At 58.3% G+C, this 23,644-nt stretch carries 16 protein-coding genes and 9 pseudogenes; 22 read left to right on the forward strand and 3 right to left on the reverse strand.

Annotated features, from left to right (window positions below; all coding sequences use genetic code 11):
* The first annotated feature begins 81 nt into the window (after positions 1 to 81).
* From nifK to AB8B31_RS32895, 16 genes and pseudogenes are all read left to right on the forward strand, one after another.
* Positions 82 to 1,623 carry a nitrogenase molybdenum-iron protein subunit beta gene (gene nifK / locus AB8B31_RS32820; protein ID WP_439007667.1) on the forward strand — a complete coding sequence of 514 codons (1,542 nt, stop codon included), beginning with the start codon at positions 82 to 84 and terminating at the stop codon, positions 1,621 to 1,623.
* 58 nt (positions 1,624 to 1,681) lie between these two features.
* Positions 1,682 to 3,172: a nitrogenase iron-molybdenum cofactor biosynthesis protein NifE gene (gene nifE, locus AB8B31_RS32825; protein WP_141399572.1), complete on the forward strand. Its 1,491-nt coding sequence runs from the start codon at positions 1,682 to 1,684 to the stop codon at positions 3,170 to 3,172.
* Positions 3,173 to 3,181: 9 nt separating this feature from the next.
* Entirely contained in the window at positions 3,182 to 4,537 is a 1,356-nt protein-coding gene (gene nifN, locus AB8B31_RS32830; RefSeq protein WP_096772152.1) for a nitrogenase iron-molybdenum cofactor biosynthesis protein NifN, read from the forward strand.
* The gene (gene nifX / locus AB8B31_RS32835; RefSeq protein ID WP_054186335.1) at positions 4,534 to 5,028 is read left to right on the forward strand and encodes a nitrogen fixation protein NifX; all 495 of its coding nucleotides are present in this window, start codon (positions 4,534 to 4,536) and stop codon (positions 5,026 to 5,028) included. The genes nifN and nifX overlap by 4 nt, the downstream gene beginning before the upstream one ends.
* A 3-nt stretch (positions 5,029 to 5,031) precedes the next feature.
* Positions 5,032 to 5,544, forward strand: a complete 513-nt coding sequence (locus AB8B31_RS32840) for a NifX-associated nitrogen fixation protein (RefSeq protein WP_096772151.1) — start codon at positions 5,032 to 5,034, stop codon at positions 5,542 to 5,544.
* A complete protein-coding gene (locus tag AB8B31_RS32845) occupies positions 5,531 to 5,734 on the forward strand; it encodes a CCE_0567 family metalloprotein (RefSeq protein WP_096772150.1) in 204 nt (67 codons plus the stop codon). The genes AB8B31_RS32840 and AB8B31_RS32845 overlap by 14 nt, the downstream gene beginning before the upstream one ends.
* Positions 5,731 to 6,049, forward strand: a pseudogene (gene fdxB, locus AB8B31_RS32850) (ferredoxin III, nif-specific). The gene AB8B31_RS32845 and the pseudogene fdxB overlap by 4 nt, the downstream one beginning before the upstream one ends.
* 132 nt (positions 6,050 to 6,181) lie before the next feature.
* Complete coding sequence (locus tag AB8B31_RS32855; RefSeq protein WP_239621163.1) at positions 6,182 to 6,478, forward strand: exopolysaccharide production repressor protein; 297 nt, start codon at positions 6,182 to 6,184, stop codon at positions 6,476 to 6,478.
* Positions 6,475 to 6,726 carry an acyl carrier protein gene (locus AB8B31_RS32860; RefSeq protein ID WP_096772148.1) on the forward strand — a complete coding sequence of 84 codons (252 nt, stop codon included), beginning with the start codon at positions 6,475 to 6,477 and terminating at the stop codon, positions 6,724 to 6,726. Before AB8B31_RS32855 ends, AB8B31_RS32860 begins: the two co-directional genes overlap by 4 nt.
* Positions 6,726 to 7,919: an acyl-CoA dehydrogenase family protein gene (locus AB8B31_RS32865; RefSeq protein ID WP_096772147.1), complete on the forward strand. Its 1,194-nt coding sequence runs from the start codon at positions 6,726 to 6,728 to the stop codon at positions 7,917 to 7,919. The genes AB8B31_RS32860 and AB8B31_RS32865 overlap by 1 nt, the downstream gene beginning before the upstream one ends.
* 5 nt (positions 7,920 to 7,924) lie before the next feature.
* Positions 7,925 to 8,796 (forward strand): annotated as a pseudogene (locus AB8B31_RS32870) (amino acid--[acyl-carrier-protein] ligase).
* 2 nt (positions 8,797 to 8,798) lie between these two features.
* Positions 8,799 to 9,758: a DUF1839 family protein gene (locus AB8B31_RS32875; RefSeq protein ID WP_096772146.1), complete on the forward strand. Its 960-nt coding sequence runs from the start codon at positions 8,799 to 8,801 to the stop codon at positions 9,756 to 9,758.
* 67 nt (positions 9,759 to 9,825) lie between these two features.
* A pseudogene (locus AB8B31_RS32880) lies at positions 9,826 to 12,254 on the forward strand (glycosyl hydrolase 2 galactose-binding domain-containing protein).
* 24 nt (positions 12,255 to 12,278) lie between these two features.
* A complete protein-coding gene (locus AB8B31_RS32885) occupies positions 12,279 to 13,292 on the forward strand; it encodes a 1-aminocyclopropane-1-carboxylate deaminase (protein WP_096772145.1) in 1,014 nt (337 codons plus the stop codon).
* Between the two features lie 351 nt (positions 13,293 to 13,643).
* Entirely contained in the window at positions 13,644 to 14,690 is a 1,047-nt protein-coding gene (locus AB8B31_RS32890; protein WP_096772144.1) for an aspartate-semialdehyde dehydrogenase, read from the forward strand.
* Positions 14,672 to 15,835: an amino acid kinase family protein gene (locus AB8B31_RS32895; protein WP_096772143.1), complete on the forward strand. Its 1,164-nt coding sequence runs from the start codon at positions 14,672 to 14,674 to the stop codon at positions 15,833 to 15,835. Before AB8B31_RS32890 ends, AB8B31_RS32895 begins: the two co-directional genes overlap by 19 nt.
* 247 nt (positions 15,836 to 16,082) lie before the next feature.
* On the opposite strand, the gene AB8B31_RS32900 is transcribed toward AB8B31_RS32895, so the two are convergent.
* From AB8B31_RS32900 to AB8B31_RS32910, 3 genes and pseudogenes are all read right to left on the reverse strand, one after another.
* Positions 16,083 to 17,216: a response regulator transcription factor gene (locus AB8B31_RS32900; RefSeq protein WP_239621050.1), complete on the reverse strand. Its 1,134-nt coding sequence runs from the start codon at positions 17,214 to 17,216 to the stop codon at positions 16,083 to 16,085.
* Between the two features lie 364 nt (positions 17,217 to 17,580).
* Positions 17,581 to 18,092 (reverse strand): annotated as a pseudogene (locus AB8B31_RS32905) (IS66 family transposase); the annotation flags it as partial.
* Between the two features lie 13 nt (positions 18,093 to 18,105).
* Positions 18,106 to 18,195, reverse strand: a pseudogene (locus AB8B31_RS32910) (IS5/IS1182 family transposase); the annotation flags it as partial.
* 75 nt (positions 18,196 to 18,270) lie between these two features.
* Between AB8B31_RS32910 and AB8B31_RS32915 the strand changes: the two are divergent.
* The 6 genes and pseudogenes from AB8B31_RS32915 to AB8B31_RS32940 form a co-directional block, all read left to right on the forward strand.
* Positions 18,271 to 19,373: pseudogene (locus AB8B31_RS32915) on the forward strand (IS3 family transposase).
* 120 nt (positions 19,374 to 19,493) lie between these two features.
* A complete protein-coding gene (locus AB8B31_RS32920; protein ID WP_170961545.1) occupies positions 19,494 to 20,108 on the forward strand; it encodes a group II intron maturase-specific domain-containing protein in 615 nt (204 codons plus the stop codon).
* 79 nt (positions 20,109 to 20,187) lie between these two features.
* Positions 20,188 to 20,676 (forward strand): annotated as a pseudogene (locus AB8B31_RS32925) (IS630 family transposase); the annotation flags it as partial.
* A gap of 92 nt (positions 20,677 to 20,768) precedes the next feature.
* Positions 20,769 to 21,421 (forward strand): annotated as a pseudogene (locus tag AB8B31_RS32930) (aminotransferase class III-fold pyridoxal phosphate-dependent enzyme).
* Between the two features lie 94 nt (positions 21,422 to 21,515).
* Positions 21,516 to 21,761: an aminotransferase class III-fold pyridoxal phosphate-dependent enzyme gene (locus tag AB8B31_RS32935; protein WP_245424680.1), complete on the forward strand. Its 246-nt coding sequence runs from the start codon at positions 21,516 to 21,518 to the stop codon at positions 21,759 to 21,761.
* A gap of 447 nt (positions 21,762 to 22,208) precedes the next feature.
* Positions 22,209 to 23,594: pseudogene (locus tag AB8B31_RS32940) on the forward strand (condensation domain-containing protein); the annotation flags it as partial.
* Positions 23,595 to 23,644 lie beyond the last annotated feature (50 nt).

Here is a 23,644-nt window from a genome sequence, read left to right on the forward strand (position 1 = left end):
ATCGGCCTTGATCCGCACTCGTGACAGATGACATCCCATTGCCGCCACCGGTGCGGCGCGATGAAAAGAAAGGTGCTTACTATGCCGCAGTCGGCGGAAAAAGTTCTCGATCATGCTCCCCTGTTCCGCGAGCCGGAATACAGGCAGATGCTCGCCGAGAAGAAAGCCAATTTCGAATGCCCCCACCCGGATCAGGTCGTTGCCGATCAAAACGACTTCACGAAGACCTGGGAGTATCGCGAAAAGAACCTGGGCCGCAAAGCCCTGGTCGTGAACCCGGCCAAAGCCTGCCAGCCGCTCGGTGCCGTCTTCGCAGCCGCAGGCTTTGAGCAAACGATGTCCTTCGTCCACGGCAGCCAGGGCTGCGTCGCCTATTACCGTTCGCATCTGTCGCGTCACTTCAAGGAGCCTTCATCGGCGGTCTCGTCCTCGATGACGGAGGACGCGGCGGTGTTCGGCGGGTTGAAGAACATGATCGACGGGCTCGCCAATACATACAAGCTCTACGATCCGAAGATGATCGCCGTCTCGACCACCTGCATGGCCGAAGTCATTGGAGACGATCTCCACAGCTTCATCGAAAACGCAAAGAACGAAGGGTCGGTCCCGCACGACTTCGATGTTCCTTTCGCTCACACGCCTGCCTTCGTCGGCAGCCACGTCGATGGCTATGACGGCATGATCAAGGGCATTCTGGAGAACTTCTGGAAAGGCAACGAGCGGAAGGAGGTTGCCCAAGCCATCAACATCATTCCCGGCTTCGACGGCTTCTGCGTCGGCAACAACCGCGAACTGAAGCGCCTGCTCGACATGATGGGCGTATCCTACATCTTCATCCAGGATGCCTCCGACCAGTTCGACACGCCGTCTGACGGCACGTACCGCATGTATGACGGCGGCACGAAGATCGAGGACGTGAAAACGACGTTGAACGCCGAAGCGACCCTGTCGCTGCAGCACTATAACACGCGCAAAACGCTGGAATATTGCAAGGAGGTCGGTCAGGCTACGGCCTCGTTCCATTATCCGCTGGGTGTCCAGGCGACCGATGAATTCCTGATGAAGGTCTCGGAGATTACCGGCAAGGAAATTCCTCCGGCACTCGGCCTGGAGCGCGGCCGTCTCGTCGACGCTATGGCAGATAGCCAGGCCTGGCTGCACGGGAAGAAATACGCGATCTACGGCGATCCTGACTTCGTCTACGCCGTTGCCCGCTTCGTCTTGGAAACCGGCGGTGAGCCGACCCACTGCCTTGCTACCAACGGCACGTCGGCCTGGGAAGCCGAGATGAAGGCGTTGCTCGCATCCTCGCCCTTCGGCAAGGATTCCCAGGTCTGGGCGGGCAAGGACCTCTGGGCGTTGCGCTCGCTGCTCTTTACCGAGCCGGTAGATCTTATGATCGGCAATTCCTATGGCAAGTATCTCGAGCGCGACACCGGCACCCCATTGATCCGGCTGAGCTTTCCGATATTCGACCGGCACCATCACCACCGTTTCCCGCTCATGGGCTACCAGGGCGGCCTGCGCGTCCTGACGACGATCCTCGACAAGATCTTCGACAAGCTCGATCGCGAGACGAGCGAGCCGGGTGTGACAGACTATTCTTACGACCTGACCCGCTAGGAGCGGCGGCGGTCGGCCTTGTGAGGCCGGCCGCCTTCATCTGAACTTGGAGACCGCAATGCCCTCGCTCAATGCTAAAGTCCAGGACGTCTTCGACGAGCCTGCCTGCGAGAAGAACCGCAGCAAGGATTCCAAGGCGCGTAAGAACGGCTGCTCGAAGTCGCTGATCCCCGGGGCGGCAGCCGGCGGATGCGCTTTCGATGGCGCCAAGATCGTGCTGCAGCCCGTCACCGACGTCGCGCACCTGATCCACGGGCCTCTCGGCTGTGAGGGCAATTCCTGGGACAACCGAGGATCGGCTTCCTCAGGTCCAACGCTCTGGCGCACGAGCTTCACGACCGACCTCACTGAAACCGAAGTGGTGATGGGACACGGCGAGCGGAAGCTTTTTAAAGCAATCCGCGAGATCAAGGAGGCCTATGCTCCACCGGCGGTCTTCGTCTATTCGACCTGTGTGACAGCATTGATTGGCGACGACATCGAGGCGGTCTGCGAGCGGGCCGCGGAAAAATTCGGCCTTCCGGTGGTGCCAGTCAACGCACCGGGCTTTGCCGGCTCCAAGAACCTTGGCAATAAGCTCGCCGGTGAAGCGTTGCTCGATCATGTGATCGGCAGCGTAGAGCCGAACGACGTGACCGCCTACGACATCAATATCATTGGTGAGTTCAACCTATCCGGCGAGTTTTGGCTGGTGAAGCCGCTTCTTGACCGGCTGGGGATCAGAGTGCGGGCCTGCATTCCAGGAGACGCTCGATATCTTGACATTGCTTCTGCGCATCGCGCCAAGGCGTCCATGTTGGTGTGCTCGACAGCACTCATCAACCTTGCCCGCAAAATGGAGGAGCTCTGGGATATCCCGTTCTTCGAAGGCTCCTTCTACGGCATTACCGACACCTCTGAAGCACTCAGGCAGATCGCCAAGCTGCTCGTGACGCAGGGGGCGGATCCCGAAATCCTCGAGCGCACCGAGGCATTGATCGCGGAGGAGGAGGCGATTGCCTGGAAGAAACTCGCAGCATATCGACCAAGGCTTGAAGGCAAGCGCGTGTTGCTCAACACCGGCGGCGTGAAGTCCTGGTCGATTGTCGATGCGCTGATGGAGGTGGGCATCGAGATCGTCGGCACCTCGGTTAAGAAATCCACGCCTGAAGACAAGGAACGGATCAAGCAACTCCTGAAAGACGAAAACCACCTGTTCGAGTCGATGGCGCCGCGCGAGCTTTATAACATGCTCGCCGACGGTAAAGCCGACATCATGTTGTCTGGCGGGCGCACGCAATTCATCGCGCTGAAGGCCAAGACACCTTGGCTCGATATCAACCAGGAACGCCACCAGCCCTATGCCGGCTATGACGGCATGGTGGAGCTCGTTCGCCAGATCGATCTTGCTATTCACAATCCGATCTGGATTGAGGTGCGGGAGCCGGCACCGTGGGAATGCCAGCATGCGGTGGAAGAAGAACTGACGAATACCAAGAGCGAGAACGAGACTGGGTACGCCTTGCAAAACTTTGTCGGCGCGGTCGCCGGCAGCTTCGGCAAGCGTTGAGGAAAGCCGATGGTTCAAGTCTTTCCCCAGACCAAATCAGCTGCGGTCAATCCGCTGAAATCATCACAGCCGCTCGGCGCCGCGCTCGCCTTTCTTGGCGTCGAGCGTGCAGTGCCGCTGTTCCACGGCAGCCAGGGCTGCACCAGCCTGGCTCTCGTACTTTTAGTCCGGCACTTCAAGGAAGCCATTCCCTTGCAGACAACGGCATTGGACGCAGTGGCGACGATCCTCGGCGGCGCAGGTAATCTGGAAGAGGCGATACTCAATCTCAAGAGGCGCGCAAAACCAAAGTTGATCGGAATCTGCACGACAGCCCTGGTGGAAACCCGCGGCGAAGATTTTGCAGGCGATCTCACCAACATCAAGCGGGATCGTGCCGATGAGCTTGCGGGTACGGAGATCGTGCTGGCGAGCACACCGGATTTCGAGGGAGCGATCGAAGAGGGATGGGCTAAGGCTGTCACCTCTATGATCGAGCGCATCACCACGCAAGGCGAGCAGAGCCGCGACCAAAAGAAGATTGCGATCCTACCAGGATGGCATGTGACAGTCGCCGACATCGAGCTTCTGCGCGAAACGGTCGAAAGCTTCGGTCTGAAGCCGGTAATCCTGCCGGACATTTCCGGCTCGCTCGACGGCACGGTGCCCGACGATCGTTGGGTGCCGACCACCTATGGCGGTACTCCCGTCGACGAGATCCAAGAGCTTGGCACGGCGGCACAATGTATCGCGATCGGCGAGCATATGCGCCGCCCCGCAGAGCTACTGCGGACCCGGACGGGAGTGCCTTACGCACTGTTCCAGTCGCTGACAGGATTGAAAAGAGCCGACCGGTTCGTCTCGTTGCTTTCAAGGATTTCAGGTGCGCCGGTGCCAGCAAACATTCGCCGTCGCCGAGCACAGCTGCAGGACGCCCTGCTCGACGGGCATTTCTATTTCGGCGGCAAGAAGATCGCAATTGCTGCGGAGCCGGACCAGCTCTACCAATTCGCTACCTTCTTCACCGGCATGGGCGCCAAGATTACGGCGGCAGTCACCACGACCGGCACTTCAAAAATAATCCAGGAAATGCCGGTCGAATCGCTCCAGGTGGGTGATCTTGGCGATCTCGAAGAACTTGCCGTCGACGCTGATCTTCTTGTTACGCATTCGCATGGACGACAAGCGGCGGAGCGCCTTGGCATTCCGCTTATGCGGGTGGGCTTCCCGATTTTCGACCGACTCGGCAGCCAGCATAAGATCACAAGTCTCTATCAGGGAACGCGCGACCTGATCTTCGATGTTTCCAACATCTTCCAGGCCAATCAGCGCGCGCCGTGTCCTGGATCGCTTGATCCCTCCCGCAAAGGAGAACTGGCTAGATGACCGCCGCCCGTCGCCTCTCCATCGTCCCTGACGGGGCTCACTCGGCAGCTCCGAAGCGGAAGGCTGGCGCCTTGCGCGTAGCAATCGCCACCCAAGATATGAAATGTCTGGACGCCCATTTCGGATCGGCCAAGCGCTTCGCGGTCTTTGACGTCAGTCCCGACGATTGGAAACTCGTGGAAGTCCTGTGTTTCGAAGACGTTTCCGATGAGAGCGGAATGCATCGAAACGAGGGCGACGATCGCATTGCCCCCAAGGTGAAGGCATTGGAAGGCTGTCACCTCTTGTTCTGTCTGGCGATTGGCGGGCCTTCGGCAGCAAGGGTCGTTTCGGCCAAAATCCACCCGATAAAAGTACCCGATGCTCAATTGATTGAAGACGTACTGTCCCAAACTAGGGCGATGCTCAGGACGACTCCACCGCCCTGGTTGCGCAAGGTGCTAGCCGAAGCAGGCGCCACCGAAAAGAAGCCTTTCGATGAGGAGGACTAGGACATGGGTACATTGGCAGGAAGTACGGATGGCCCTGCTATCAACGAGGATGGGGATCTCGCCACCCCTTTTCTCAGATGCCTCATAAGGCTCATCCGCGCTCAGGATGCCCATGGGGCGTGGGAAGGCAAATCGGACGCTGACCTGCTGGCCGACTTCATCCTCGCCAAGGAGCAGCGCCGTGAGATCCCGATCATCGGCGATCCCGATCCGGACGTGCTGTGGAGGCTCCAGAATTTTTACAGTTGCGTGGGACTTGTTATCGAAGAGCGATGCGGCCTGGTGGCATCGCCGATCATGACGATCGGCCATGAGGGCTTTGGCCGCGTGGTTCTCACGACCGGACGGTTGGTCGTTCTGTCGAAGACCCTACGCGATGTCCACCGGTTCGGCTTTGAGATGCTTGGGAAACTCGCCGAGGTGGGCACAAAATTGGTCGACGATGCGATCGCAGTCCCAATGTGGCGCGGGCGTGATGAGCCGGTTTTTGAGGAAGGAGATCATGTCAGACCTTGAGAAACTACAGAAGAAGGTCCGCAAGCTGCAGTCGCGGGCGGGCAATGCGAAGATGGAATTGCACGACCTAGCCGAGGACCTCCCGGTCAACTGGACCGAGATCAAGGCGGTCGCCGAGAAGACGTTCGGGGTTTTTGCCGAGTTGGAGGCTGCGAAACGAGAGCTCGGCGCATTGGAGAACTCACGATGATGGGCCCAATTTTCGTTACCCGCGATGGCTCCAGATGGATGCCGGAATATCTGACCGCTATCGATGGCACGACCTGCATCGGTTGCGGCCGCTGCTTTAAGGTCTGCTCGCGCGAGGTCATGCACCTTCACGGAATCGATGACACCGGTGAAATCCTCGGCATCTGCGACGGCCAGGACGACGACTTCGATGGCGAGCTCAATCGCATTGATGGTCGTCGACCATGCCGGCTGTTGCATTGGCTGCGGAGCCTGTGGCCGCGTCTGCCCGAAGAACTGCCAGACTCATGTTGCCGCAGACAAGGTTGCTGCGTGATCTTGCGAACAAATCAGGAGAACAGTGTTGCCCTTCAGAATCTTTTGTCTCCTCCTGCTGCTCGTCGTCGGCGCCAGCGCCCCAACGAGCTACTTCGTCTCGCATTCCATCCGCATCGTAATGGTCAAAACGATGGGTGCTTGGCTCCTTCTTCAAGTGGCTTATTTCGCAAGCATGCTCTTTCTCATCTGGCGGTCTAGCCGCGCTCAGAGCGGTCGCCAAAGGGCTAAGCGGTCGATCATTGCCAGGAAGGACGCTATCAGTCGCAAGCGTATCATGAGGGCGACAAATGAAGGCTCCGACGCGCTCCAACCGGGTCAAACCCTCCGAGTATCGGCGCTCCCTTGGGTGGCCTTTCACTATTACCTCTCGGCTCAGGATAAGACGCCGTTACCGTGTTTGCGATTGCCTAGAGGGACTCCAGGATGAATGAGACTATTCGCGATTTGCTGGCCAAGTGTGATGCGCTCCCCGTCACAATGGATCAGATTGCCGACGACGCCGATCTCTATGCGGCGGGGCTGTCTTCCTTTGCGTCGGTGCAACTCATGCTCCGCATCGAAGAGGCTTTCGATATCGAGTTTCCCGACAATCTGCTGAACCGTAAATCCTTTGCCAGCATCGTCGCCATCGAAAAGACGGTTGGCATGATCCTGGATAGCCGAAAGGTCGTCTGATGAACGTCGCGGGCGCTCTGATTGAAGCCAGGGCCGGAGACGCGGCGGCGGTGCGCGCCGCACGCGTCGCGGCGATCGCCGGCAAATATGCTGACGCAGTCGATGCCGAAGGCCGTTTCCCGCGCGAAGCTGTAGATGCGATGCGCGCCGAAAGGCTGCTCGGCATTCAGGTGCCGCACCATCTCGGCGGTGAATCGGCCTCGATCACCGAGATCGCCGAATTGTGCTCGATGCTCGGCCAGGCTTGCGCGGCGAGCGCCATGGTCTTCGCCATGCACCACATTAAGCTGTCGAGCCTTGTCGAACACGGCGCCGACAGCCAATGGCATTGCCATTTCATGCGCCGCATTGCTGCCGAGCAACTGCTGATCGCCTCCGCCACCACCGAGGGTGGGATCGGCGGAAACCTGCGCAACAGTATTTGTGCGGTTGAGGTCGATGGCGATAGCTGCCGCCTCGAAAAGGATGCCACCGTCATTTCCTACGGCTCGCATGCCGACGCCATTCTCATCACCTCGCGTGCGCATGCCCAGGCGGCTTCCTCCGATCAGGTGCTTACGGCCTTCCTCAAGGACCAGTACACGCTCGAGAAAACGCACGTCTGGAACACGCTCGGCATGCGCGGCACCTGCTCCGACGGCTTCCTGTTCAAGGGACAAGCGCCGGCAGAGCAGATCCTGCCGAAGCCTTTTGCCGAAATCGCGGCGCAGTCCATGCTCGCCTCCTCGCATCTGCTTTGGAGCGGTGTCTGGTACGGCATTGCGGTCGACGCCGTCGCTCGCGCCCAGGCCTTCGTGCGCGCCGCTGCCCGCAAGGCGCCGGATGCCCAGCCGCCGGGTGCGCTGCGCCTGGCGGAGGTGTCGAACCTGCTCCAGATGGTGAAATCCAACGTGGTTGCCGGCCTCAAGGCCTATGAACATGCCAAGGCCGATCCCGACAGGCTGTCGTCGATGGGCTTTGCCGTGGCGATGAACAACGTCAAGATCGCCTCATCCGAGACGATCCTGGAGATCGTCAACCACGCCATGCTGATCTGCGGCATCATGGGCTACAAGAACGGCACGCCCTTCAGCCTGGGACGCCATCTGCGCGACGCCCATTCCGCGCAGCTGATGATTTCGAACGACCGCATCCTCGGCAATACGTCGAGCATGCTTCTTGTCCACAAGCAGGACACTAGCCTACTGGGGTAACAGTCATGGATATGCAGACCTCGTTTCTCGACCGGCTTTTCGAATCCGGCCTGCTGATCGATACGGGTATCGACGGGCTCTATGGCCGCAGCGGCCAGTTCGAAGAGGCGGCGGCGACGGTGCGGAGGCCATGCGTTTTCCGCCCGGCATGAACCGCGCCTTTTTCGAAAAGAGCGGCTACATGAAGAGCTTCCCGCAGCTGGCCGGCACAGTGCACAGCTTCTGCGGCAGCGAACTCGACCATGTCAGCCTGTTGCAATGCATGGAAGTCGGCGAGGACTGGACCAAGGGGCAGGAAGCGACCGATATCGTGTTGACGCCGGCTGCCTGCTATCCGCTCTATCCGACGGTCGCCAAGCGCGGCAATCTGCCGAAGACGGGCGGCCTCTTCGACCTGCAATCCTATTGCTTCCGCCACGAGCCGTCGAAAGACCCGGCCCGCCAGCAGCTGTTCCGGATGCGCGAATATGTCTGCATGGGCACCGAAGAGCATGTCACCGATTTCCGCCAACGCTGGATGGATCGCGGCGTCGAGATGATGAAAGCCGTCGGCCTCGAGGTGACGATCGACATCGCCAACGATCCGTTCTTCGGCCGCGCCGGCAAGATGCTCGCCAACAATCAGCGCGACCAGAACCTGAAGTTCGAACTGCTGATCCCGATCACCTCGTCCGCCAATCCCACCGCCTGCATGAGCTTCAACTATCATCAGGACGCCTTCGGCACGAAATGGGGTCTCAACCTCGAAGACGGCAGCGTCGCGCACACGGCCTGTGTCGGCTTCGGGCTGGAGCGCATCGCGCTTGCGCTTCTCCATCATCATGGGCTCGATACCGTGGAATGGCCCGAGAGCGTGCGCAAGGCACTGTGGGGTTGATCATGGCTTCCGTCTTCAGGGACCTCGATCCCGTTACCCATAAGTCACACGCGCTGCACGCCAGCGAGCGTATGTGGCCGGAAACCAACTGCTATATCGACCTCTGGATCGAAGTGCTGAACACGCTTAGGCTGCCTCCGGAAGCGATGCTCGGCTTCACTGTGACCCTGGATTTCGAGGGCGACCAGTTCCCCTTCTTCAAGGTGCCGCTCGAAGATCTCGAAGCGATCTACGGCATCCGCTGCACGGAGCTGGCGATCTACAACGAGGTCCAGCATCACGTTGCCGAACAGATCGGTCGTGGCCGGCTTTGCCTGGTGGAGATGGATCCCTTCTTTATGCCGGATACGCAGGGCGTCGGCTATCGCTGCGAGCACGGCAAGACGACGATGGCGATCAATCGGCTTGATATCGCGGGCCGTTCGCTCGACTATTTTCACAATGGCGGCTTCTTCAGCCTTTCGGGCGAGGATTTCGACGGACTGTTGCAGTTGCAGCTTACGGAAGAGGATCCCCCGTTCCTGCCCTATACCGAATTTGCTAAATTCCCGGAAAAGGCGCCGGGAGAATCCGCCATTCGGCAAACATCGCGGCAGCTCCTGGATTTCCATTTCTGCCGCCGCCCCACGGCCAACCCCATACGTGCCTTCGCAGCGGTTTTCCCGGCCCAGGCGGAAGCGGTGGCCGAGCGGTCCTTCGGCTTTTTCCATAAATATGCCTTCAATACGCTGCGCCAGCTCGGGGCCAATTTCGAGCTGGCGGGCAGTCATCTCGATTGGCTGTCGGCGGATTTCGCTGAGGCGGCTGGTGAGGCACGGCGGATTTCGGAAGTGGCGAAATCGGTGCAGTTCCAGCTTGCCCGAGCTGTGACGCGCAAGAAATTCGAGCCGTTGCAGATGGCGCTTGAGCCGGCCGTGGATGCATGGGATTCCATGATGGGCCTGCTTCAACAAAAGCTGTAGTTGAACATGATCTCCTCCAAGAGTCGCTTTTCACTTATCGGGATCATGTTTTGAGTTGGGGGATCCAATGCAAGGGCGTTTGGCTGATATCAGCGGCGACGCGCTGCAGAGCGATGGCTGGAATCTGGTTCTGACGGATGCGGGCGCCTGCGCTTCGTCTTCGGATCTATCGCCTTCGGCTGGTCTCATCCCGGCACCTGTGCCGGGCACTGTGGCGGAAGCGCTGGAAAAGGCCGGGCTTTTCGACCGAGAACAACCGCATCCGTTGAACGACCGTGACGCTTGGTATCTCTGCCGGTTGGTCGATGTTAATGCCGGCGATGCCGTATTGCGGCTGGAAGGTCTGGCAACGCTCTGCGAAGTCTTCCTGAACGGCCAGAAAATTCTCGTCTCCGAGAGCATGTTCGAAACCCATGATCTTGCCGTTCACCTTCATGGCGGCGACGAACTGGCATTGTGCTTCCGTGCGCTGGAGCCGGGCCTTGGCGAACCCGGCCCGCGCGCCCGCTGGCGGCCGCAAATGATCACGCCGCAGGGATTGCGGCTGGTGCGCACGACCCTGCTCGGCCATATGCCTGGCTGGTGCCCGGAAAGACAGGCCGTCGGACCCTGGCGGCCGGTATCGCTGCTGCATCCGCATAAGCCCATCGTTCGCGACCTTTCGCTGCGGTCTGATCTGCTCGAGGATGGCGAGGGACTGCTCTATGCCTCGCTTTCGATCGAAGGGTATGTCAGCGAGGTCACCCTTCGCTGCGGCGAGATCAAGCAGGCCTTCGAGCGGGATAGCCACGGCCGCTGCACGACGATCCTGAAGATCCCTAGTGTGACGCCATGGTGGCCACGCACGCATGGAAGACCGCACCTCCATGAGGTCACGCTGATCATCGATGATGTCGAGCATCCGCTCGGACGCGCCGGCTTTCGTCGGCTGGCGATCGATCGCGGCCCCGATGGCAGGATTTCGGCCTGATGGTAAACGGCGAACGCATCTTCTGCCGTGGCGCGGTCTGGATCACAGCCGATATCGTGCGCCTACCTGGCGGTAGCGCCGATTCCGAACCGTGGCTGCGGCTGGCGGCGGAGGCCAGTATGAACCTGATCCGCATTGGCGGCACTATGGCCTAGGAGACGCCGGAGTTCTTCCGCCTCTGCGATGAGTTCGGCCTGCTGGTCTGGCGGGATTTCATGTTCGCCAATTTCGACTATCCGAAAGACGATAAGGCTTTGAACGCCCATGTCGAGGCGGAAGTGGCGCAGTTCCTTTCCGCCACGCGACTGTCGCCATCACTCGCCGTCGTTTGCGGCGGCAGCGAAACCAGCAGGCGGCGATGCTCGGCCTGCCGGAGCGACTCTGGCCGAGCCCCATCGTCGAGGAGATCATACCGGCGGTTGCCCGATCGCTTCGGCCGGATATCCCCTATGTCGCCAATTCGCCCTTCGGCGGCGCCATGCCGTCGGCGTCGGAGCCTATATGCGCCCTCTCGATGACTCACGCCGCGCTGACGTCCGCTTTGCGGCGGAAAGCTTGGGTTTCGCGCATTACCACAGGCCCGGAGCTGTCGCGGCATCTCTCGGTTCCTCCAGTCCAAAGCCCGCTATGGAAGGAGCGTGTGCCGCGCGATCGTGGCGCCTCCTGGGATTTTGAGGATGTGCGCGATCATTATCTTGCGAGCTCTATGGTTTCGAGTCGGATCGGCTGCTCCGGGAGGATCCTGATCTCTATCTTGCTCTGTCGCAGGCGGTCACCGGCGAAGTCGCGGAAGAGTGTTATGCCGAGTGGCGGCGGCAGGGTTCGGGCTGCAACGGCGCTCTGGTCTGGACGCTGTAGGATTTATTGCCTGGCCCGGCTGGGGCGTATCGATTCGACCGGAGAACCGAAGCCAACATGGTATGCGCTGCGCCGCCCCTTTCGGCCCGTGCAAGTGCTTTTCACCGACGAAGGCACCAACGGTCTCGATTTGCATGTGGCCAACGAGAGCAATGTGACGCTCGACCTCGATCCCGAGGTCCGCTGCCTGCGCGATGGCCGTCAAAAAGTGGTGAGCGGTAAGCTTGGCCTCTCGATCGAAGCCCGCGCCAAGTGCAAGATCGCCTGCACCGATCTCTCGGCGCCTTCTTCGACACCACCTATGCCTTCCGCTTCGGCCCGCCGTCGCATGACGTCACGGTAGCGCGTCTCATAGCGCCCGACACCGAGGCGCTGATCGCGGAAGCTTTCTATTTCCCCTTGGGCAGGACGAAAGCCTTTCATGAGGCCGAAATCACCGCTTCCGTCGCGCATCAGGACGATCACTGGTTCCTTGATCTGCGCAGCGACCGGCTGCACAATCGGTACAGATCGATCTTGAGGCCTATCGGGCGGAGGATGATTGGTTCCACCTACCGCCGGGTCCGATGCGGCGGTTGAGGCTTCATCCGAGAACTGGAACGTCGGCGGAAACTGTTCCCACCTGTCAGATCAAAACCCTGGGTAGCCGGCGAATAGTCGAAGTCTGATCAAGGTAAGTCACTGGAGAGAACATGCTGAAAAAGTTCGAACGATACCCGCTCACCTTTGGACTTACGCCCATCGAGAAGCTCGACCGCCTCGGCAAGCATCTAGGGGGAAAGATGGAAATCTACGCCAAACGCGAGGACTGCAACTCCGGTCTCGCGTTTGGCGGAAACAAGCTTCGCAAGCTCGAATACATCATCCCCGCTGCGATCGCGTCGAAAGCCGATACGCTTATCTCCATCGGCGGCGTGCAGTCCAACCACACGCGGATGGTCGCGGCGGTCGCCGCCAAGATCGGCATGAAATGCGTGCTTGTCCAAGAGAGCTGGGTACCACATGAAGATGCCGTTTACGACCGAGTCGGTAACATTCTCTTGAGCCGTATCATGGGAGCAGAGGTGCGGCTGGTCGATGAGGGCTTTGACATCGGCATCCGCGGCAGTTGGGAAGAGGCACTCGACGAGGTCAAGTCAAGAGGAGGTAGACCCTATGCAATACCAGCCGGGGCATCCGTTCACACATTTGGTGGTCTCGGCTACGTCGGCTTCGCGGAGGAAGTCCGTGCACAGGAGAAGCAGCTTGGATTTGCCTTCGACTATATCGTGGTTTGCACGGTGACGGGTTCGACGCAAGCCGGCATGGTGGTCGGGTTCGCCAGTGACGGGCGACAGCGCAACGTGATCGGGATCGATGCCTCCGCAAGCCCCGCCCAAGCCAAGGCGCAGGTGCTAAAAATTGCTCGGCATACTGCAACGCTCGTTGACCTCGACAAGGAAATCGACGACGACGACGTGCTTCTGCTCGAGGGATATGCGTATCCTAGTTATGGCATTCCGTCAGAGGAAACGAAGGAGGCCATCCGCTTGTGCGCGCAGCTGGAGGGCATGATCATCGATCCGGTCTACGAGGGCAAATCAATGCAAGGGATGGTTGATCTCGTGCAGAAGGGCTTTTTTCCAGAAGGATCGAAGGTCCTCTATGCGCATTTGGGGGGCGTTCCGGCGATCAACGGTTACAGCTATGCCTTTCGCAACGGCTGACGCCAGGCGATGTTGCGGCGAGCGCACGCGCTATGCGGTGGTACTGCTCCACGAAGATGCTCTTGCGAGTCTCGGAAATCTCCAGTTTAGAGCCAACCTCGGTCTGAGTGACAGGCACCTCCAACAAAAAGTACGGTTTGCTGAATGTTTTTTCATGTGATGCATAGCAGGTGCATTCAATACGGCCCCTACCGAACCTGGTAGTTTTTGATGATTCCATCATCACATAGAGTGTGGGCGGTGATCGTCCACCATACCCAATCAGGAACCTGACACAGCCTCCATAGGAGCAGTGAACATAGCCACGCGGGCAGCGAGCTGCCCGGAACTGCCCTCTGGAGGTCGAGTATCATGAGAGCCTTGGATATTTCTATCATTGGAGCCACGGGGGCCGTCGGGGCTGAACTGATAAAGTTGCTGGATTCGAGCCAGCTTCCGGTCTCTCGTTTGCGGTTGCTAGCGTCCCGCACCTCGGTCGGTCGCCAAACAAGGTTTCGAGATGAAATCTGCATCGTGGAGCCACTCGACGAAATCGACGATACCCAAGCCGATATCGCGTTATTCTCCGCAGGGGGCGCGGTAAGCGCCAAATATGGACCTCTGTTCGCAGCCCAGGGCGCCCTCGTGATCGACAACTCGAACGCCTTTCGAATGAACCCGGACGTACCACTCCTCATACCACAAGTTAGTCCTAATGCGCTCGCGGCTCGCCCGCGTTCGGGGATAGTGGCAAACCCAAACTGTTCTACGATTCAGCTGGTCCGCGCTCTTAGACCATTGGTCACTGAATTCGATGTCCATCAGATCATTTTGACCACCTTTCAGGCCGCTTCGGGGGGCGGCCTGAAAGGGATCGACGAGCTATTGGAAGGGGCCAGAGCCGCACTGGTTGGACGAGCGCCGCCAACCGCGGAGCATTTCCCTTTTCCCCTTGCGTTCAATGTAATACCGCAAGTTGGTGAGATCGCCTCGGAGGGCGTGACTTTAGAAGAGCGTAAGCTCGTTCAGGAGTCTCGAAAAATCTTGGGTCTGCCTCATCTGCGGTTAACCTCCACCTGCGTTCGGGTTCCCGTAGTAAATGGCCATTCGGAGGCGGTGTATCTCGAGCTACACGAGCCCGTTCCCCTGGAGCGGGTTCATGAGTTGCTGGCGATAGAGTCCGATGTCCGGCTCTATGCAGACGGAACCCACGAAGGATACCCCACACCGCGCTTTCTGGAAGATCCTACGGTTGTTCACGTCGGGCGCGTGAGAGTAAACCCCGAGAATCCGTGCGGGCTCTGGCTCTGGATCGTCGCAGATAATCTTCAAGTTGGAGCGGCGCTTAACGCACTTCCCATCGCAAAGCTTGCAATCGCCAACAACGTGATTGGTGGACCATGTACGCAACGGTTCTAAAATTCGGAGGCTCTAGTTTTCGGCATCCTGAAGACTTCGGTCGAGTCGCTCGGCATTTAGCCGAGCGACTCGCAGCCGGTGAAAACAAAATCGTTGCCGTGGTCAGCGCAATGTCGGGAACGACCGACAACCTCAAATCAGTCATGCTCGACGTCAACAAGCAAGTAAAACCATCGAACCTCGATGCGGCACTCGCAACCGGAGAGATGCTCAGTGCCTGCCTGTTGGAGGCCGCCGTGAGCCGGCAAGGGATTCCCGTCATGTCTTTAAACGGTTATTCCCTTGGAATATGTACGAATTCAGACTTCGGCCGCGCTTCGATAGAAAGCGTAAATCCTAGTTCAATTATTGCAGCGTTACGGGGAAATGACATTGTCATTGCCACGGGCGGACAGGCAATTGATCAGTCGGGCAGGTTAACGTTTCTCGGCAGAAATAGCTCTGATCTGACAGCTATCGTAATTGCCTCCATGTTGGGAGAGCGCTTTTGTGAAATATACTCGGATGTTCCGGGTGTCTATACAGCAGACCCTTATCTTGTGCCGGGAGCGCGATTGATTCCAAAGATTGCCTACGAGACAATCGCACGGATGTCGAGATATGGCGCAAAAGTACTGCACCACAGGGCAGTGGAGTATGCCGAAAAGCACTCGGTCACCATTGCTTGCAAATCGCTCACCAGCGACGGAGTGGTTAATGGCACGATTGTCACAGAGCATGGGAATGCCCCTTCCGTGACACTGGCTCGCGGTGCAGCCGTGTTATCGTGCGGCAGCCTTGCGGAACGCAACAAGCTCCGCGCGATTCTTGATCAGGAGGACATCAGCGCAATCTGTACGGAGGACAACCGCGGGATCGGCATTTGCATTTTAAGCGACGTTGATTTTGCCCTTCGGATTGTCGCGCTGACAGGCAACCGCTCGGTCTCCGTTGGTTCAAGAACCGCAGTGACAGAGCTCGATTCTTCAACGTTGCGCGTCCATTTGGAAGACGATCATAAGCTGGCGATTTCCCGGGCGCGTGAGATCCATGAACGATTGTATCCCGGAACGGACGGCGAACCAGTTGCGCCGAGAGCGGCTAAGCAGCGCTCCGCTCACAGTTCGTTGCTCATCGGTACGGATGCGCCGGAAAATACGCAATGACGCCGTCGAGGGGTGCCGAAGCGGATGGGACCGTCGCTCGAGACACTTGGAGCCCCGGCGCATGGGGCAACGCGTAAGAAGCAGGAATGAGCAAATATTGAGCTTGCTCGTCATCCTTTCCCGGCATTGAACAGTAATCACATCACAGCTGATTTGATGGTATGGAACAGCTCCAACATCGGTACAATTGAGGGCGCGGGGGGAGGCAGGTCGACGAAGCTACCTGTAGCCAAAATACCTCGCGTGCCTAATCGGAAAGTGCGTATCCGACGGACCATACGGTGCGTATGAGATCCTGTCCGCCCGCCTTATTGAGAGCCGCTCGCAAGCGGCCAATGTGGACATCGATGGTGCGGGGGCCAACATGAACAGCGCGTTGCCAAGCCGCGCCCCGCAGTTCATCCCTGGAGTACACCTTATGTGGGTCCTTCATGAGATGGTGCAACAGTCGAAACTCCATTGGAGCGAGATGAATCGTACGTCCATTTCGCCGCACGCGATAACTGCTTGCATCCAGTTCGAGATCGAGAAAGGTCAAGAGTTCTCTTGGGCTGAGGGCGGGATCCCGATTCGCTTCCTGCCAGATCGCGCCAATACTTGTCATGAGTATCTCGGGCGAGAATGGTCTGCAAAGATACTGGTCGGCACCGGACTCAAGCATTTCTTGCCGACTTGCTTCGTGACCTTCGGCCGCAAGCGCGATAATCGACATTGACTGCGTCCGGCGGTCCAAGCGGAGGCGTTCACAGAGCGTCTGCGTCTCCACACCGGGTATACGTGATTCAAGAAGCAGCAGATCCGGCGCCGTTGTCCGGAGGCGCTTCGCAAGCGCCTCGCCATCGCTCACGCCTGCAACCACAAGGCCATTGCTTTTTACGGTGTATTCCAAAAACGTGCGAAAGCTATCGTCTGCCGCAGCGATCAGTACCATTGGCGGTGGCAGGAAACCCGGACTAGTAGCGTCATTCGACATCGTAGACCCTTCAGATGTGCCTTCGACCGGCCGCTCCATTTGTGGTTCTGTCGCGAATATGAATTTTGGCCACGAAGAGCAGTGTGCTACGCGACGCACTGATTGCCGCCGACACCATGCTTTCAAGTCAGCATCAATCGGATTGGACCGGACTTTGATGTAGTTCTTGTCAATATGCCAGTTTCCGGTGGGGCCGTTGCATCCGTTGAACAGCTCCAGCAGGTGAGTAGAGACGGGAACAATGCAGCGGTTGATCGTGGATTGATCAACCTGCAGATTCCGCTCAGCAATCGTATCTTCCAGATCGGGATGAGCGACCTGGGAGTGGCCGGGACAGTATTGTAGATGGGTGTTATCACAGGACGACTTCTCCTCGCTCGGTAATGCGGTTTGCTCACAATCATGCATGCACCGTGCCAAAGTAGCCCGACGTTCTAAAAACAATATGGCGTAAGTGCTGTTGTCGCGTTTGTGACGTCGCCGGACATGCTACAATGCGGGGCGCGGGTGGTATGGCGCGTGTGAATTCCGCTCGAAGGTGTCCTGGGTGCCGTTTCCTGGCCGGATACTCCAATCGCCGGTGCATGGGAGTTCGTGGCAATTGATAGCAAAAACGGCTGGAAACCGACACCTACTGTCGGGTTTGTCGAATCCGAAATATGGTCAATATTCGACCTAGCGCTTGCAGCGGCATAGTCGTAAGCGCGATTTTCGATGCGCATTGACGGCGGCAAGACCGATGACGTTCGCGCATTGGTAGCGAGATCCGGTTCTATCCGGCCTTAATAGTCTTGGAGAAGTTGAACGGCAGCAGGTCGTCGATTTCGGCCGCTTTGCCCCGTTGCGGCAACTCTGTGAGCAGTGTGGCGCAGCCAGGCGAGCGGGTCGATCCGCAGGCACGGCAGGTCAGCATGAGACTGTAGATCACGGCGCTGGCCTTGGCACCGTCGGAGGTATCACTGAACAGCCACGATTTTCTGCCGGTGGCAAAAACTCTGATCTCGCGCTCCAAAATGTTGTTGTCGATCGGCATCCTGCCATCGCTGATGTAGCGTGTCAGGTAATCCCATTGGTTCAGGGTGAGGAGACGGCATCGCCGAGCTTGGTATCCGGCACGATCTTTGGCGCGATGTTGTCGAGCCACGTCTTCAGGGCGTTGAGGACAGGCAAGCTGTGCTGTTGGCGGAATCGGCGAATGCAGTCACCTGTCGTTTCACCGGCGTCGGGCTTTTCGCCTCGCGTCTGCCTTTCGATCCGGTAGAGCTGCTCGAAGAACCTGAGAGCCCGATTCAAAAGTTCATTCGTATATCCAATATCTTGCGATGCGCCTTGTGAGCATTCTGATTGAAGCGATTTGCGCCCATGCGGTTGCGCTTTCGATTGATCTGAACCCTTCAAACTGGACCAATTTTGGTTAGAGTTTTCCGGTGCATTTTCCTGGCTGGGAAAGGACCAGAAGACGATGAAAGCATCGCAGTTTTCGGACGCTCAGAAGGCGTTCATTCTGAAGCAAGGTGATGAAGGCGTGTCGGTTGCTGAAATCTGCAGGAAGGCGGGGATCAGCCAGGCGACTTATTTCAACTGGAAGAAAAAATACGCGGGCATGCTGCCACCGGAGATGAAATGGTTGAAGCAGCTCGAGGAAGAGAATTCGCGCCTGAAGAAGATCGTCGCGGATCTAACGCTGGACCGCGAGATGTTGCAGGATGTCATCCGCCGAAAGCTCTGAGGCCTGCTCGGAAGCGGGAGATGGTGAAAGGCATGTGCCGCGATTGGGCGATCTCGATCCGGCGTGCTTGTGGAGCGTTGAACTTCGATCGATCAACTCACCACTATACCTCTCGCCGTGCTGATCAGGCCGGTTTGGAACGTCGTATTCGCGAGATCTGCGAGATCCGTGTGCGGTACGGCTATCGCCGCGTGCATGTGCTGTTGGAACGCGAGGGTTGGGGCACCAACATCAAGTGAACTTACCGCATTTACGGGGACTTGGGGCTACAGTTGCGGAACAAGACACCGAAGCGGAGGGTAAAAGCCAAGCTTCGCGAGGATCGGCACATGGCCGTCGGACCCAACGACGTCTGGGCGATGGACTTCGTTCACGACCAACTCGCAACGGGTAAGAAACTGCGCGTGCTGACGGTGGTCGACACCTTCTCGCGCTACGTGCCGGTGCTTGATCCACGTCATAGCTATAAAGGCGAAGACGTTGTGCAAACCCTTGAACGGGTGTGCCAAAAAGCCGGCTATCCGAAAACGATCCGTGTCGACCAAGGGACGGAGTTCGTGTCGCGCGACTTGGACCTGTGGGCCTATTCCAAGGGCGTGACGTTGGACTTCTCACGCCCCGGCAAGCCAACTGATAATGCTTTCATCGAAGCGTTCAATGGCCGCTTCCGTGCAGAATGCCTGAACCAGCATTGGTTCCTGACCCTTGCGGATGCCCGCGAAAAGATGGAGGATTGGCGTAGATACTACAATGAGGAAAGACCTCATGGTGCGATCGGCAACAAGGTGCCGATCTCGTTGGTGAATTCAGGGTGCGCAACCAGCCCGCCTCCCTGAGTAAAGCCGGAAAACTATAGCATCCGGTGGTCCAACGTTTGGGAGCGGTTCACCCGCAAGGGGGCGTGGTCAGCCCGATCCTATCGAATCCTCTTCGTGCATTACGCGTTTGACGTCTGGATGACCCGGACGCATCCGGATCTACCATGGTGTCGGTATGCAGACGATGGTCTGGTGCACTGCCGGACCGAGCAGGAAGCAGAGGCCCTCATGGTCGAGCTCCAAGCGCGGCTGGCAGAATGCGGACTTCAGATGCATCCGACTAAGACCCATATCGTCTACGGCAAAGATAATCGGCGCCGGGAAATGTATCCGACGTTCAAATTTGACTTCCTTGGATACCAGTTCAGGCCGCGACAGGTGGCGACTTCACAGCGGAATGAGTTCTTCTGTGGCTATACCCCAGCGGCCAGTCCGGCGGCGCTAAAATCGATGCGGGCCACGATCAAGAGCTTGAACATTCCGCGGCAAACGCCCGGGACGCTGGCTGAAATTGCCAAACAGATCAATCCGCTCCTCCGGGGATGGATTGCCTATTATGGGCGGTTCAGTGGTTCGGCCCTGTTCTTCCTGGCTGACTATGTCAATCGGAAGCTCAAGGCCTGGATCATGCGAAAGTACAAGCGCTTTCGGTTCCACAAAACTCGGGCTTCGCAGTTCCTGCGGCAACTTGCCCGAGATAGACGGGACCTCTTCGTACACTGGCAGGCGTCCGGAACGAACACGTTTACCTGATGGGAGCGGTGTAATCGAGAGGTTCACGCACCGTTCTGCGAGAGGCCGGCAGGTGAAATCCCTCCGGCCTACTCACCCCGGCCTTTCGACCAAGATGGCACGGCTACGCGGACGTGCACTTCGAGGTGAGCGTTGCCGAGCTGGCGTGCCACATGGCCATTGGAAAACAACGACCTTTACCGGAGCGTTGCGCCTCACCGGGATGACCGCGCCGTTTGTCTACGATGGCGCCATGAACGGTAACGTCTTCCTGGCTTACGTCGAACAGGTGTTGGTGCCTACCCTGGAGATCGGCGACGTGGTGGTCATGGACAACCTACCGGCTCACAAGACAGCCGGTGTACGCGACGCCATCGAACGTGTCGGCGCCACGCTCATGTTCCTGCCTCCTTACAGCCCAGACTTCAATCCGATCGATAACGCCTTCTCCAAACTGAAGGCGATGCTGCGAGGCCGGGCGGAGCGTAAGATTGACGCCCTGTGGGACGCAGTCGGCGCCTTGATACCCCGCTTCACCCCCGCAGAATGCGCCAATTACTTCAAGGCTGCTGGATATGATCCGGATTGAACAGGATTTGCTCCAGACGATGCCGTGGAATACTTGAAATCAAATCGGATTATCCACGCTTGGACATGGCCACGTCAGCGAAACGAGAGTTTATGGAGTATTTTGACGAGATAAAATGGCGCCCGCGTCGTCTGACATACAAATTTCAGTTTGCCGGTCCTACGGGCGCCAATGCCGTCGAAGCTGCTTTGAAACTCGCGCGCAAGGCCACTGGACGGCACAGTATAATTTCATTCACCAACGGCTATCATGGCGTGAGCTTAGGCGCGCTCGCAGTAACTGGCAATCGATACTGCCGAGATGCAGCAGGTCTTCCTGCTGGCGGCGCAGTGTTCATGCCCTACGACGGGTATTGGGGAGCTGACAAAGACACTTCAGAATATCTGGAAAGGGTGCTCGCGGATGCTAGCAGTGGTATTGACATGCCGGCAGCCATCATTTTAGAAACCATCCAAGGGAAGGGGGTATAAATCCTGCCAGCAAAGACTGGCTGCAGTCGCTCGATCGGCTTTGCAAAAAGAACGGCATCCTCCTGATTGTTGATGACATTCAGGCGGGCTGCGGCCGAACCGGCGATTTTTTCAGTTTTGAGTTTGCGAATATATCTCCAGACATCGTTCTTTTGTCAAAGTCCCTCAGTGGCTGTGGACTACCTCTGTCCCTTTTGCTGTTCAAACCCGACTGGACGTGTGGCGACCGGGCGAGCACAGCGGGACTTTCAGAGGCAACAATCTCGCACTCGTGACGGGCACTGCCGCTTTGCGAAAATACTGGACAAATGAAAACCTGTCTAAGCTGTTGTCGAAACAGGACGCATCCTGAGCGAGCGCCTTCGGCAAATCGCTCAAAGCAACCGAGATTCTTACCTTTCCGTACGTGGAAGGGGCATGATGATGGGGCTTGACTGCAGTACGGGCAAACTGTCCGAGAAAATTGTCCGCCAGGCCTTCGAAGACGGACTTGTGATAGAACGATGCGGCACGGAGGACCAAGTGGTCAAATTTCTTCCTCCGTTGACTATTGACGGGCAGACGCTTCAACGTGGTCTGGACATTCTGGACAAGGCTGTGCGTACAAGCCCCTAAAGCCGCCCTCTGACGGCGCAGCCGGCGCATTGAATTGCACAAACACCTGCCAACGCATCGAGAGCGACCACCAGGATCGGCAAATTGTTCGACTCAGCAAGAAAGGCCGGTGCCATGTTCGAGGCGATGCTTTCCTGAGCAAAGGATTGGACCGCTGACCATCCGTCCGCCAGCAGAACGAGCTGCTCGCGCTTTTTCTGAATCAAGGGTCAGGCTAAAAAGCAGGCTTTTTAAGGCATTCTCGCGCCCAAAGTCCGAGTTTGCGATAAGCCTGTTTATGTTCGGAACCTGACACGCCAGCCGCAAGTTTCCGTCGCTGCGATGCAAATCCCTTGGTTTTGCGCCTTTTGACACAATCTCTTCAATGGCACGCCGATTGCATGGGACAGCGTGAAATAATCCGTTACGACCATGGGGGTCTTGCAAGCTCCGGCCGAGGAGGTCTACATGAATTTTGCTCGAACGCTCCCAATCAATGCGATAGATGCTGCACTGTTTGGTGCGGTTCCGCCAATTGAAGCTTTGCCTCGCCCACAGCGGGTGCCGCTGTCGTTGTCCCAGGAGCGTTGGTTTTCGTCGCGTCCGGTGGACGGCAGCCGAGCCCGTCACGTTCAGATGGAGCTTCGGCTTCGCGGCGAGTTGAACGAGGCAGTCCTTCAGTCTTCTTTGGACGGGCTGGTGGCGCGTCATGAGATGCTGCGCACCACCTTCGGGGTTGACGACGGCCGGCCGTTCCAGCGGATCGGGCCGTCGGACGTCCGGCTGCCACTGAAACGGGACGATCTGACGGCGGCAGCAGATGTGGAGGCGACCCTCGCGGAGTTCATGAGCCACGAAGTGCAGGCGACGTTCGACTTGGACTCCGGGCCGCTGATCAGTGCTCGGCTCTTGCGCTTGGCAGCGAACGACCACGTGTTACTGATCACCATGCACCGCATGATCTCCGATGAGCAGTCAGGAAAGATCCTGGCGCGCGAGTTCAACGAGCGCTACACTGCGGCCTGCGAGGGCCGCGCCGATCAGCTGATGCCATTGCCGGTGCAGTATGCGGACTATGCTGTTTGGCAGCGTCGTTGGCTGGCGGGCGAGCTGTTGGAGCGCCACTCGGAATACCGGGGCCGGATACTGGTGGGCGCGCCAACGACGCTGAAGCTGCCGACAGACCGGCCGCGTCCGGCGCGGCAGGACCGCAGGGACAGTTACGTCGAGTTCGTGTTACGGGAGCCGCTGGCCACGCGGCTCAAGGCACAAAGCAGTCTTCTTGGGACCACATTGTTCGTCACTCTGCTGGCGGGCTGGGCGCTCGTGTTGGCACGGTTGTCGGGTCAGGATGAGATAGTCATTGCCACGCCGGACGCCAACCGCACGCGCTCCGAGATTGCGGGGCTGATCGGCCCCTTTGTAGACGCGCCGACACTGCGGATTGATCTGTCAGGCGACCCCACTCTGGGGGACTTAATGAAGCGGGTGAATGCCGCGCTTTGGGCGCAGGCATACCAGGACCTGACGTTTGAACAGGTGATCGAGCTCGCCAATCCGCCCCGTAACGAGTCTCACACCGCGAGCTTCCCGGCTATACTTGCATGGCAAAATAATTCTGCGGCTCCTCTGGAGCTGCCGGGACTTGAGTACGTCAGCGTTGACGAACGTGTGGAGCAACATGATCTTGCGCTTGAGTTTGTTGAGGTCGGCGAGGCGATTCGTGGAAGGCTGATCTACGCGCCGTCGCTGTTTGAGCGCAGCACGGTCGAGCCGTTTGTGAGCTATTTGCAGCACGCGCTGAGCGAGATGGCGGTCGACCTTGGGCAGCGAGTTTGGTCGGCGGCACTTCCGTTGGGGGAGGAACGTCACCGTCTTCCGGCAGAGCCGAACCCGAGGAAAGC

This window comes from Rhizobium sp. 62_C5_N11_2 (assembly GCF_051811185.1).
In the GTDB taxonomy this organism is placed as follows: domain Bacteria; phylum Pseudomonadota; class Alphaproteobacteria; order Rhizobiales; family Rhizobiaceae; genus Rhizobium; species Rhizobium leguminosarum.

What these genes read in the sequence shown, in the direction of transcription:
- nifK (WP_439007667.1), top strand. Translation starts at nt 82, where the DNA reads ATGCCGCAGTCGGCGGAAAAAGTTCTCGATCATGCTCCCCTGTTCCGC.
- nifE (WP_141399572.1), top strand. Translation starts at nt 1,682, where the DNA reads ATGCCCTCGCTCAATGCTAAAGTCCAGGACGTCTTCGACGAGCCTGCC.
- nifN (WP_096772152.1), top strand. Translation starts at nt 3,182, where the DNA reads ATGGTTCAAGTCTTTCCCCAGACCAAATCAGCTGCGGTCAATCCGCTG.
- nifX (WP_054186335.1), top strand. Translation starts at nt 4,534, where the DNA reads ATGACCGCCGCCCGTCGCCTCTCCATCGTCCCTGACGGGGCTCACTCG.
- AB8B31_RS32840 (WP_096772151.1), top strand. Translation starts at nt 5,032, where the DNA reads ATGGGTACATTGGCAGGAAGTACGGATGGCCCTGCTATCAACGAGGAT.
- AB8B31_RS32845 (WP_096772150.1), top strand. Translation starts at nt 5,531, where the DNA reads ATGTCAGACCTTGAGAAACTACAGAAGAAGGTCCGCAAGCTGCAGTCG.
- AB8B31_RS32855 (WP_239621163.1), top strand. Translation starts at nt 6,182, where the DNA reads ATGGGTGCTTGGCTCCTTCTTCAAGTGGCTTATTTCGCAAGCATGCTC.
- AB8B31_RS32860 (WP_096772148.1), top strand. Translation starts at nt 6,475, where the DNA reads ATGAATGAGACTATTCGCGATTTGCTGGCCAAGTGTGATGCGCTCCCC.
- AB8B31_RS32865 (WP_096772147.1), top strand. Translation starts at nt 6,726, where the DNA reads ATGAACGTCGCGGGCGCTCTGATTGAAGCCAGGGCCGGAGACGCGGCG.
- AB8B31_RS32875 (WP_096772146.1), top strand. Translation starts at nt 8,799, where the DNA reads ATGGCTTCCGTCTTCAGGGACCTCGATCCCGTTACCCATAAGTCACAC.
- AB8B31_RS32885 (WP_096772145.1), top strand. Translation starts at nt 12,279, where the DNA reads ATGCTGAAAAAGTTCGAACGATACCCGCTCACCTTTGGACTTACGCCC.
- AB8B31_RS32890 (WP_096772144.1), top strand. Translation starts at nt 13,644, where the DNA reads ATGAGAGCCTTGGATATTTCTATCATTGGAGCCACGGGGGCCGTCGGG.
- AB8B31_RS32895 (WP_096772143.1), top strand. Translation starts at nt 14,672, where the DNA reads ATGTACGCAACGGTTCTAAAATTCGGAGGCTCTAGTTTTCGGCATCCT.
- AB8B31_RS32900 (WP_239621050.1), bottom strand. Translation starts at nt 17,216, where the DNA reads ATGCATGATTGTGAGCAAACCGCATTACCGAGCGAGGAGAAGTCGTCC.
- AB8B31_RS32920 (WP_170961545.1), top strand. Translation starts at nt 19,494, where the DNA reads ATGACCCGGACGCATCCGGATCTACCATGGTGTCGGTATGCAGACGAT.